The sequence below is a fragment of the Pseudomonas sp. SDO5522_S412 genome (genome assembly GCF_054071215.1).
Map to the genome: position 1 here is coordinate 1 of NZ_JBSVWQ010000190.1, position 10,653 is coordinate 10,653.

9 protein-coding genes and 1 pseudogene are annotated in these 10,653 nt (G+C 62.1%); 3 read left to right on the top strand and 7 right to left on the bottom strand.

The annotated features are described in order from the left end of the window. Positions 1-62: 62 nt before the first annotated feature. The 4 genes from ACW9I6_RS25795 to trhP all read right to left on the bottom strand — a co-directional run bounded on the left by ACW9I6_RS25795 (position 63) and on the right by trhP (position 7,076). Positions 63-656 carry a glutathione S-transferase gene (locus ACW9I6_RS25795; RefSeq protein ID WP_457339995.1) on the bottom strand — a complete coding sequence of 198 codons (594 nt, stop codon included), beginning with the start codon at positions 654-656 and terminating at the stop codon, positions 63-65. Then, positions 653-4,291 (bottom strand): AAA family ATPase, encoded by a 3,639-nt coding sequence (locus tag ACW9I6_RS25800; RefSeq protein WP_457339996.1) that lies wholly within the window; start codon positions 4,289-4,291, stop codon positions 653-655. Before ACW9I6_RS25800 ends, ACW9I6_RS25795 begins: the two co-directional genes overlap by 4 nt. Continuing rightward, a complete protein-coding gene (locus tag ACW9I6_RS25805; RefSeq protein WP_457339997.1) occupies positions 4,288-5,529 on the bottom strand; it encodes an exonuclease SbcCD subunit D C-terminal domain-containing protein in 1,242 nt (413 codons plus the stop codon). Before ACW9I6_RS25805 ends, ACW9I6_RS25800 begins: the two co-directional genes overlap by 4 nt. Before the next feature lie 227 nt (positions 5,530-5,756). Next, a complete protein-coding gene (gene trhP, locus ACW9I6_RS25810; protein ID WP_457339998.1) occupies positions 5,757-7,076 on the bottom strand; it encodes a prephenate-dependent tRNA uridine(34) hydroxylase TrhP in 1,320 nt (439 codons plus the stop codon). Between the two features lie 149 nt (positions 7,077-7,225). Between trhP and ACW9I6_RS25815 the strand changes: the two genes are divergently transcribed. Continuing rightward, positions 7,226-8,287, top strand: a complete 1,062-nt coding sequence (locus tag ACW9I6_RS25815) for an AI-2E family transporter (protein WP_003211223.1) — start codon at positions 7,226-7,228, stop codon at positions 8,285-8,287. On the opposite strand, the gene ACW9I6_RS25820 is transcribed toward ACW9I6_RS25815, so the two are convergent. From ACW9I6_RS25820 to ACW9I6_RS25830, 3 genes are all read right to left on the bottom strand, one after another. Further along, positions 8,284-8,463, bottom strand: a complete 180-nt coding sequence (locus tag ACW9I6_RS25820; RefSeq protein ID WP_003211225.1) for a hypothetical protein — start codon at positions 8,461-8,463, stop codon at positions 8,284-8,286. The two genes, ACW9I6_RS25815 and ACW9I6_RS25820, sit on opposite strands and share 4 nt — an antisense overlap. A 103-nt stretch (positions 8,464-8,566) precedes the next feature. Beyond that, positions 8,567-8,761, bottom strand: a complete 195-nt coding sequence (locus ACW9I6_RS25825; protein WP_003211226.1) for a hypothetical protein — start codon at positions 8,759-8,761, stop codon at positions 8,567-8,569. A gap of 232 nt (positions 8,762-8,993) precedes the next feature. Continuing rightward, positions 8,994-9,347, bottom strand: coding sequence for a hypothetical protein (locus tag ACW9I6_RS25830; RefSeq protein ID WP_008435927.1), 354 nt, complete (start codon positions 9,345-9,347; stop codon positions 8,994-8,996). A 241-nt stretch (positions 9,348-9,588) separates the two neighbouring features. Between ACW9I6_RS25830 and ACW9I6_RS25835 the strand changes: the two genes are divergently transcribed. After that, positions 9,589-10,407 carry a shikimate 5-dehydrogenase gene (locus ACW9I6_RS25835; protein WP_003211230.1) on the top strand — a complete coding sequence of 273 codons (819 nt, stop codon included), beginning with the start codon at positions 9,589-9,591 and terminating at the stop codon, positions 10,405-10,407. 17 nt (positions 10,408-10,424) lie between these two features. Further along, positions 10,425-10,653 (top strand): annotated as a pseudogene (locus ACW9I6_RS25840) (hypothetical protein); the annotation flags it as partial.

Consider the following 10,653-nt stretch of genomic DNA (forward strand, 5'->3'; position numbering starts at 1 on the left):
GGGCTGACTGATACACCGCCTTCGCGAGCAAGCCCGCTCCCACATTTTGTCCTGCGACAGTCTCAGGTTTTTGCCATCACGGCGATGAACAACGGCGATTCCAGGAAGCGTTGCAACCAGCCCTGCAATCGCGGATAGGGCGCCTGGCCAAACCACTCCCGATCCACATGGGCAAACTGCCGCACAAACGGTGCAAGTGCCACATCCGCCAGGCTCAAATGCCCGGCCAGCAAATACTCCCGCTCCGCCAGCAACCCCTCCAGCTTCATCAGAAACACCTCACCCTCGGCCCGATAATGCTCCATCGGCTGCTCCGGATAGCGCTCGGCATACTTGTATCGATTCAATTGATGTTTGAAGCCCTGATCATTCTCTTCAATCAGCGCCTGCGTCGCCCGATCATCCCCAAGCAACCAACCCTCAGGATCGTTCTGTGCCAGTGCCCAGCGCATGATCGCCAGGCTTTCATCGATCACCCGGCCATCCACGCTCAGCACCGGCACCGTGCCTTTGGGTGACAACGCCAGCATCTCAGCCGGCTTGGCCTTGAGGCTGACCTCGATGATCTGCACCGCCACCCCTGAATACCGCAGGGCCATCCGCGCCCGCATCGCATAGGGGCAACGGCGGAACGAATACAACACGGCCTCGCTCACTTGACCTCCAGGGTGCTCAAGCCATTGCCCTGGCGCTTGACCTGAATCTGCACCGGAATCCGCTCGTGCATTTCCTGCACATGGGAAATCACCGCGACCTTGCGGCCCTGGGCCTGCAAGCCGTCGAGGGCGTCCATCGCCAGTTGCAGCGACTCGGGGTCGAGACTGCCGAAGCCTTCGTCGATAAACAGCGACTCGATCTTCAACGTGCTCGACGCCATCGACGCCAGGCCCAAGGCCAGCGCCAGCGACACCAGGAACGTCTCGCCGCCGGACAACGAGTGCACCGAACGCAGTTCGTCGCCCATCTCCGTGTCGAGTACCAGCAGGCCGAGCATGCTGCCGCCGCGCTTGAGGCGGTAGCGGCGCACCAGTTGGCGCAGTTGCACGTTGGCGTGGTGCACCAGCAGGTCGAGGTTGTAGGCCTGGGCGATCTTGCGGAAGGTATCGCCGGTGGCCGAACCGATCAGTGCATTCAGGCGTGCCCAACGTTGCCATTCTTCGTAGGCCTTGGCGATCTCTGCTGCCAGGGCCTGGTTGGCATCCTGGCGGCGCTGGTCGTCAGCCTGGCGGGCACGCAGTTCGGCGCAGTCTTTTTCGCCAATGGCCAACGCGGCGTTGAGTTCGGCCAGGGCGCCGTCCAGTTGCTCGGCCTCAAGGTTGCCGTTGTGCAGCGCCTGGTGATCCTTGAGCCGCTGCTCGCGCTCCTGCAGCAACACCTTCGCCTGTTCGACCGCTTTTTCGCTGTGTTGCAGTTGCTGGCGCAGTTCGGCCACCTGCGGCTCATCGAAGCCCACCAGCCGTGCCAGGCCTTCGTCATCGAGTTCCGGGTGCAACGCGCGCCAGTCGCTCAGGCGCGTAGTGAGGGCCGCGTGTTCGGTTTCCAGGGACTGTTGGCGTTCTTGCAGCGATTTGAGGTCGGCGGCCAGTTGGATCAACTGGTTGCGGGTGTCCTGCAACTGTTGGTTGGCCTCGGCCTCATGTTGCCGCGCCTGGTCGACGGCCAGGTCCAATTGCTGTTGCCAGTGTTCGGCGCTGGAGTTTTCGCCCAGTAGGCCGGCGAGTTTTTCCTTGGCGGCGTGTTGCAGGGCGCTCTGTTCGGCGAGCTGTTTGTGCAAAGTCTCCAGCTGCTGCTGGCGATGTTGCTGGCGGTCCTGCTCTTTCTCGATGGCTTGCTGGCGCTGTAGCTGCTCGGCCAATTCTTCCTTTTGGTTGTCGAGCTGTTCCAGGCGCTGGCTGACCTGCTGGTCGAGCAACATGAAGGTCGCCGCCGGCCCGCTGCGCAGGCCTTCGAGGGTCTCGGTGGGCAGCAGGCTGGCGAAGGCGTTGAGTTCTTCGTCCAGGCGTTCGCGGTCGTTGGACAGTTCCCGCTGCTGGTCGATCAGCAATTGGCGCGCCTGTTGGCTGGCGTCCTGGGCGGCTTGCAGTTGTTGCTGCAAACGCCCGGCGTTCTGTTGCAGGTTGAGCAGGGCGCCCTGGCGTTGCTCGTCCTGGGTGAGGCTTTGGCTGAGCTGGCTCAGTTGCTGGGCGAGCCAGGCATCACGCTTGGCCGCGTCCTGGTTGAACAGCGAGGCCGACAGCGGATGGGCTTCAAGGCTTGGCAGCAAGGCCTGCAACTGGCTGGCGAGTTGCTCCTGTTGTTGCAGGAATTCCTTTTGCTGGGCGATCAGGCCGCCCACTTCGCCACGCAGGTCAGTGAGTTTTTCCTTGAGTACATCCACGGCTTGCTGCGCGTTGGCTTCTTCGCTTTCGTCGTGGCGGGTCAGGCTTTGCAGCATGGCTTCGGGCTGGTGATACGGGTGCTCGACGCTGCCGCACACCGGGCACGGCTGCTCATCCTGAAGCTGGCCGCGCAATTCCTCGACGCTGGCACTGCGGGCCAGGCGCTGGCGCTCCAGCAGTTGCTTGGTGACGGTCAGGGTTTGTTCGGCGACGGCCAGCTCGGCCTTGGCCTGCAAGCCGCTCTGGTTCAACAGTTCGCGTTGTTGCTGGGCGAGGGTCTGCTTTTGCGTCAGGGCCTGGCTCTGGCTGTCGAGTTGCTGATGGCTGTCCCACAGCCGCGCCAAGTCCTCAAACGCGCGATGTTGCTTGCGGTTGTCCTGGAGCAGGCTGCCGAGCAACTGGATCTGTTCGGCCACTGCATGGGGTTCGGCGCCGGCTTCGTGGTACAGCAGGTCAAGGGCTTCGCGTTGCTCGGTCCATTTTTCACCGAGACGGGTGGCGCGCTCTTCCAGTTGTGGCAGTTCGGCCTGGCCTTTATTGAGGCGATTGCCGATCAGCATCAGCTGTTGCAAGCGGTCGCGGTAGGCGCTCCAGGCCTCGCTCAACGGCGCGAGGGCGGCGCTGCGTTCAAGCTCTGCGGCGAGCCGGTGCAGGCGCTCGGCGACAACTTTTTGCTTGTCGAGCAAGCCGGTCAACGTCGCCTGGCCTTCCACGCAGGCAGCTTCACCCAGCTGTTTCTCTTCGCTGCGTTTGGCCAGCTCGCGGGTCAAGTGGGCGAGGGTGGTTTGCTCCTCGAAGGCCTGGCGCAGCAAGGGCACAGCGTCGGCTTGCTGCTTGAGGGCCTGGGCGAGGGTGGCTTGCACGTCGGCCTGTTGCTGTTGCAGTTGGGTCTGGCGGGTGTGCAGCGCGGTTTGTTGCTCAAGGTGCTGCTGGATCTGCGCGGCAAGGGGCTGCAGCTGCGTGGTCAGTTCGGCCTGGCGGGCGAAGTGGTGACGTTGCGGCGCCAGTTGTTCCAGGCGGCTGAGGTCCAGGCGCTGCGGGCCCTGGCTTGCCCAGTGTTGCTGGGCCTGTTGCAGTTGCTCGACCGCACTTTGTTGGCGCTCCTGCCACTCTCGCAGTTCCTTCAGCCAGGTGTGCTGCAACTCGAGTTGCTTGAGTTGCGCCTGCTGGGTCTTGAGCTGTTGCTGTGCGGCGGCCAGTTGCTCGTCGAGTTCGGCGCGGGCCTCGGGGGCCAGCGGGGTGACGCCGGTGGCCTGGTCCTGCAGGTGTTTGTGGGCGTCCCGGGCGTCCTTGGCCTTGTCGAAGGCGCGGCGACCGAGTTGGGTGTAGAGCGCAGTGTCGGTGAGCTTTTCCAGCAGTTCGCTGCGCTCGTTGTCGTTGGCCTTGAGGAACGCGCTGAACTCACTTTGCGCGAGCAACACCGCGCGGGTGAACTGCTCGAAGTTCAGGCCCAGGGCCAATTCCAGCTGGGTCTTGTATTCGGTTTTCTGGCTGGCCAGCAGTTGCTCGCTGTCCAGGTCGATCAGGCTTTGCCGGCTGGCTTGCAGCTTGCCGCTGGCCTTGTCCCGGGCGCGGTTGGCTTCCCAGCGGGCGCGGTAGCGACGGCCACTGACGCCGACAAAATCCACTTCGGCATAACCGCCGCCAGTGCCCCGGCGAATCAGGGTGCGTGGGTCACCGATGGAAATATCGGTGTCGGCATCCGGCATTTTTGCCTGGCCGGTATCGCCCAGGCGCGGCACGGCGCCAAACAGCGCCAGGCACAGCGCATCGAGCAAGGTACTTTTGCCGGCGCCGGTGGGCCCGGTAATCGCGAACAGCCCGGCGCTGGCCAGGGGCTCGGCGGTAAAGTCGATTTCAAACGGACCCGCCAAAGAGGCGAGGTTTTTCAGGCGAATGGCGAGGATCTTCATGGCTGTTCGCCCTCCTGTTGCACTTCCTGGAGCAGCACGGCGAAGTCCTTCAGGGTCTGTTCGTCCACTTCACTGCCGTAGCTTTCCTGCCAGGCGCGGCTGAACAATTCCTGGGGCGTGAGCTGGTCGAGTTCGATCAGGCGGTCTTCCTGGCTGTCTTCACCGCGTCCGCTGCCTGCGTATTCAGCGGCGATGCGCACCAGGCGCACGGCCTTGCCTTGCAGGGCGTTTTCCACCTGCTGGCGCAGGTCGGGTTGCGGTTCGTCGAGGCGCACCCGCACTTCCAGCCACGGTTGGCGCTGGGTTTCGGCCAGCAGGTCGATGTCGGGCAGGTCGGCCAGTTGCTTGAGGATGTCGGCCAGGGGCGCGGCTTCCAGGCGTTGCAGGTTGACCGAGCGCGGGATCAGGCGGGATTCGACGCTGACCAGGGTTTCGCCGTCCAGTTGCACGTCGAGGATCTGGTGCTGGTAGCCGATTTCCGAGAATGACAGCGGAATCGGTGAGCCGCAGTAGCGAATCCGCTCCTCGCCATTCACCCGCTGGGGTTTATGCAAATGGCCGAGGGCCACATAGCTGACGGTGGCATCGAACAGGCTGGCCGGCAGCGCTTCGGCATTGCCGATGATCAGGCTGCGCTCGGAGTCTTCCGACACCGAGCCGCCGGCCATGTGCGCATGGCTGATGGCAACCAGTGCCTGGCCCGGCTGGCGCTTGGCGTTGGCGGCAGCAATCAGCCACTCGTGAACCTGGCCGATGCCCCGCAGGTAATCGTCCCCCAGTTGTGCGCCGGTCACTTCGGCCGGGCGCAGGAACGGCAATGCCAGGCACCAGCCGGCAATTTCACCGTCGGCACCGGGCAATGGAATCAGCAGGCGTTCGACATCCAGTTGTCCGTCATCCAGCCACAGCACCCGGCCCAGGGCGTGGGTGCGCAGGCGGCGCATCAACGGCGCCGGCAGTTCGATGCGCGAGCCGGAGTCGTGGTTGCCGGCGATCATCACGATGGTCAGTGCAGGGTTTTGCTCATGGGCGCTGATGATGAAGTCGTACAGCCGCTCCTGGGCCTTGAGTGGCGGGTTGACCGTGTCGAAAATATCGCCGGCGATCAACAGCACGTCAGGGCGATGCAGGCCCAACTGGCCCAGCAGCCAGTCGAGGAAGCAGGCGTGTTCGAAGTCGCGTTCCTGGCCGTGCAGGTTTTGCCCAAGGTGCCAGTCGGAGGTATGAAACAGACGCAAGGCGATCTCCGTAAAAAAGAGGGTGACCGCTCAAGACAAGGTGGCGGTACGCAGAACCGCCAATTCTACTTTGCAAATGAACCTAGTGCGCGTACGCCCTGCTTTTTGTGGTGGGGGAGCTTGCTGTGGTGAAGGAGAGTGCTGTGGTGGGGGAGCTTGCTGTGGTGAGGGAGCAAGCTCCCTCACCACAGCAAGCTGTCTCGCACTCATTGAGGTGTCTGGCGAAGTTAAACGTCGCGCATCAAAAGGCCGAAACGCAGGTCCATCTCCGCCGGGATCGGCAAATACACCGTATGCCCGTCGCCCGGCGCCACCGCGATGGCCTCGCCCTTGGCGTTGTGCAATGAGCCCAGGTCAAAGTGGAAATTCCCCGCCGGGGTCATCAGTTCCAGGTGATTGCCTACGGCAAAACGATTCTTGACCTTGACCTCGGCCAGCTCCCCGCGCCGTTCACCGGTCAGTTCGCCGACGAACTGCTGGCGTTCGGACACCGAGCTGCCGTTCTGATAGTTCTGATACTCATCGTGCACGTGCCGGCGCAGGAAACCCTCGGTGTAGCCGCGCTGGGCCAGGGATTCGAGGTTGGCCATCAAGCCCCGGTCAAAGTCGCGCCCGGCCACCGCGTCATCAATCGCCTGGCGATATACCTGGGTGGTGCGGGCGCAGTAAAAGTGGGATTTGGTGCGGCCTTCGATCTTCAACGAGTGCACGCCCATGCGCGTCAGCCGCTCGACGTGCTGCACCGCCCGCAGGTCCTTGGCGTTCATGATGTAGGTGCCGTGTTCATCTTCGAAGACGGGCATCTGTTCGTCGGGGCGATTGGCCTCCTGCAGCAGGAACACCTGGTCGGTGGGCGCACCGAGGCCCAGGGTCGGCTCGGGCGCATAGTGCTGCACGATGTCGCCGGCGGCGTTTTCCACCGCAGGCGTCGCCTGGTATTTCCAGCGGCAGGCGTTGGTGCAGGTGCCCTGGTTGGCATCCCGCTTGTTCATGTAGCCCGACAGCAGGCAGCGCCCGGAATAGGCCATGCACAGCGCGCCGTGCACAAATACTTCCAGCTCCATGGCGGGGACTTGCTGGCGAATCTCGTCGATTTCCTCCAGCGACAACTCCCGGGACAGGATGATTCGGCAGATGCCCTGCGCCTGCCAGAATTCGACGCTGGCCCAGTTCACCGTATTGGCCTGCACCGACAGGTGGATCGGCATGTGCGGGAAGTGCCGGCGCACCAGCATGATCAGGCCCGGGTCGGACATGATCAGCGCATCCGGGCCCATGGCGATCACCGGGGCAAGGTCCTTGAGGAAGGTTTTCAGCTTGGCGTTGTGAGGCGCGATGTTGACCACCACATAGAACCGCTTGCCCTGGGCCTGGGCTTCCTGGATGCCGAGGGCGAGGTTGGCGTGGTCGAACTCGTTATTGCGCACCCGCAGGCTGTAGCGCGGTTGCCCGGCGTAGACGGCATCGGCACCGTAGGCAAAGGCATAACGCATGTTTTTCAGGGTGCCGGCGGGGGCGAGCAGTTCGGGGGCGATAACGGGAGGCATGGGTTCGGGTCGCAAAAGGGCGGCAGGGTAGCCGGGCCGGGTGCGCAGTTTATTGATCCAGGTCTAATAAGTAGGGCACTCGCGGGATTTGCAGTGGACTAAACATCAAGGCGCACATGAGCGCCTGGTGTTTTAGACATGGACCGAACATGAACCAAACCAACCTGCAATTCAAAACCCTGCTGTTACTGCTCGCCCTGGTGACCATCGCGTTTATCTGGATTTTGCTGCCGTTCTACGGCGCGGTGTTCTGGGCGGTGATCCTGGGGATCATCTTTGCGCCGATGCAACGGCGCTTCCAGCAACGTTTTGGCTGGAACCGCAACCTGACATCCCTGGCAACCCTGACGGTGTGCCTGATAATTGCGATTTTGCCGGTGATCATCACCAGTGCCTTGCTGGTGCAGGAAGGCGCGACGCTTTACAAGAACGTCGAGAGCGGCAAGCTCGACGTTGCCGGGTATATCGAGCAGTTCAAGAACTTCCTGCCACCGTATTTCCAGCATCTGCTGGACCGCTTCGGCATGGGCAACCTGGAAGGCCTGCGGGAGAAGATCGTCAAGAGTGCGATGCAGGGCAGCCAGTTTTTTGCGACCCAGGCGTTCAGCTTCGGCCAGGGCACGTTTGATTTCCTGGTGAGTTTTTTCATCATGCTGTACTTGCTGTACTTCCTGCTGCGCGATGGCCCCGAGCTGGTGCGCAAGGTGCGCACCGCGGTGCCGCTGGCCGAACCGCAGAAGCGTCGCCTGCAATTGAAGTTCAACCGGGTGGTGCGTGCCACGGTGAAAGGCAACGTGCTGGTAGCGGTCACGCAAGGCGCGTTGGGTGGCTTGATCTTCTGGTTCCTGGACATTCCCAGCGCGTTGCTCTGGGCGGTGTTGATGGCGTTTCTGTCGCTGCTGCCGGCGGTGGGCGCGGGGATCGTGTGGGGGCCGGTGGCGGCGTACTTCCTGCTGAGCGGGTCGATCTGGCAGGGCGTGGTGCTCGGGTTGTTCGGGGTATTTGTGATCGGGCTGGTGGACAATGTGCTAAGGCCCATCCTGGTGGGCAAGGACACCCGCATGCCGGATTACCTGATCCTTATCTCAACCTTGGGCGGCCTGTCGATCTTTGGCTTGAACGGCTTTGTCATCGGGCCACTGATTGCTGCGTTGTTCATGTCCAGCTGGGCGCTGTTTGTGGAAACCAAACCGCGGGTGCAACTGCCTTAGGCATGAAAGCAATGCGCCATTTTGACCGACAGGGCCTGGGCGGCCGGTAATGAAGTGAGTGGGCCGCTGATGGCTTCGCCATCGCGTACCAGGTACCAGCAGGCGAGCAAGCCAAGCTCCCGCAGAGAGGCGGGAACGGCACTGCCGATGACAGACATGATTTGAATAGTGGGCATGATGACCTCCGATACGCTATGGAGGTGACATTACGGTGCGTAGGCCTTCAGGGAAAATCAACCTGCTCGATAGTCGACATCACTGTTATCGAGCGACCCTCAGTCAGTCGACCACCTGGTCGAGCATATGCACCACTTCCTGTTCACTGAGCAGGCCCTTGCGCACCAGGTTTTCCGTCAGCAAGGACAGGAACTTGGCGTTGCGATGGCCTTCCAGGGCCTTGAGCTCCGTCAGTACGCTATAGACCTTGCTCGAGGTGCAGAGGCCGGCGGTGCGATGTGGGTTTTGCGTGGGCATGGGCAATCGTCCTTGTTGTTATTGGTCGGACAGTGTTGATAGTGGAAGCCTTTTGAGACACAAACATGACAGCGCAGGCCCCGTTCGGGCAAGCGCCTATTGAGATCAATGATGTGGGATTTGGCCACAGCCATTGTCCTTATAACGACCTTGGCGAGATTTATTCAGACCTGCAGGCCAAAAAAAGGCCCCGCTTTTAGGGCGGAGCCTGTTCAGGTGTATCAGTTGAGGCTTACCAGCCGCGACCGTAATAGCCGTGTGGAGGGCCGTAGTAGCCGCGCGGTGGGCCGTAGTAGACCGGCGCCGGGCGGTAATAAACCTGTTGTTGCACATACACAGGCGGTGGCGGTGCGTAGTAGACCGGCGGCGGAGCGGCATACACCGGCTGCGGCTGGACATACACCGGTTGTTGCACGTAGACCGGCCGCGATTGGCTGGCGACTATCGAGCCGCCTACCACTGCACCAACAACGGCTCCCAGTGCGAGCGGAGCACCCCAACCACCACCGTGGGCGGAGGCCTGTCCTGCCATAGCGAGTGCGCCGATCAGCAAGGCGATCTTGGGGAGTTTACGAATCATGGTCATTCCTCGGTTAGCCCCTGCGCTCATGGTCTGCAATCAATCGACTCAAGGATTGTCGCGGGGATACTTTTAAGACAGCGTATTTCTAAAAAACAGCACAGCCGATAGGTAAAGGTTGTGTAAGGTCTGTATCGGTTGGCTTACACAAGTGGCCGGGCACAGTGCGTATGATCCATGACAACCCGCCGGCGCGGGTATTCCGTCTATCCGAAACCGCCTCTGGAATGGCTTCAAGGAGTTACCGATGCAGATGAACCCCAACAAGGACACCCAACTGTGCATGTCACTGTCGGCGCGCCCCGGGAACTTTGGCCTGCGCTTTCATAACCACCTGTACGAGCAGTTGGGGTTGAATTTCTACTACAAGGCCTTCAGTAGCCAGGACCTGCCTGGCGCCGTCGGTGGCATTCGGGCCTTGGGCATTCGGGGTTGTGGCGTGTCGATGCCGTTCAAGGAAGCCTGTATTGCCCTGGTGGATGAGCTGGACGATTCGGCGCGGGCCATTGCGTCAATCAATACCATCGTCAACACCGACGGGCATTTGAAGGCCTACAACACCGATTACATTGCCATCGAGCAACTGCTGCACAAGCACCAGGTGCCCAAGGACTCGACCTTCGCCCTGCGCGGCAGCGGCGGCATGGCCAAGGCGGTGGCCAGTGCCTTGCGCGATGGCGGCTACGCCAAGGGCGTGATCGTGGCGCGCAATGAAGAAGCGGGCCGGGCGCTGGCCCAGAGCCTGGGGTATGAGTGGCAGGCGCAGTTGGGTGCCTTGCGCCCGCAGATGCTGGTCAACGTGACGCCGATTGGCATGACCGGAGGGGCGGAAGCGGATCAGTTGGCGTTTGAAGCTGACGCGGTTGATGCGGCCGAGACGGTCTTCGATGTGGTGGCGATTCCCTCGGAAACCCCACTGATCCTGCGTGGACGGGCCCAGGGCAAACGAGTGATCACCGGTTTGGAAGTGATCGCCATCCAGGCGTTGGAGCAGTTCGTGCTGTACACCGGCGTGCGGCCGACGGATGAACAGTTTCAGGCGGCGGTGGCATTTGCCCGGAGCTGAGCATCACCGCTGGCGGTGTGGAGAGTGAGCTTGCTGTGGCGAGGGAGCTTGCTGTGGAGGGTGAGCTTGCTGTGGAGAGTGAGCTTGCTGTGGAGGGTGAGCTTGCTGTGGAGAGTGAGCTTGCTGTGGAGAGTGAGCTTGCTGTGGAGGGTGAGCTTGCTGTGGAGGGTGAGCCTGCTGTGGCGAGGGAGCTTGCTCCCGCTGGGTTGCGCAGCAGCCCCAAGAAAATGGGAGCGCTACGCACTC

Coding starts and splice junctions, on each gene's coding strand:
- ACW9I6_RS25800 (WP_457339996.1), bottom strand. CDS start 4,291: ATGAAGATCCTCGCCATTCGCCTGAAAAACCTCGCCTCTTTGGCGGGT.
- trhP (WP_457339998.1), bottom strand. CDS start 7,076: ATGCCTCCCGTTATCGCCCCCGAACTGCTCGCCCCCGCCGGCACCCTG.
- ACW9I6_RS25815 (WP_003211223.1), top strand. CDS start 7,226: ATGAACCAAACCAACCTGCAATTCAAAACCCTGCTGTTACTGCTCGCC.
- ACW9I6_RS25820 (WP_003211225.1), bottom strand. CDS start 8,463: ATGCCCACTATTCAAATCATGTCTGTCATCGGCAGTGCCGTTCCCGCC.
- ACW9I6_RS25825 (WP_003211226.1), bottom strand. CDS start 8,761: ATGCCCACGCAAAACCCACATCGCACCGCCGGCCTCTGCACCTCGAGC.
- ACW9I6_RS25830 (WP_008435927.1), bottom strand. CDS start 9,347: ATGACCATGATTCGTAAACTCCCCAAGATCGCCTTGCTGATCGGCGCA.
- ACW9I6_RS25835 (WP_003211230.1), top strand. CDS start 9,589: ATGCAGATGAACCCCAACAAGGACACCCAACTGTGCATGTCACTGTCG.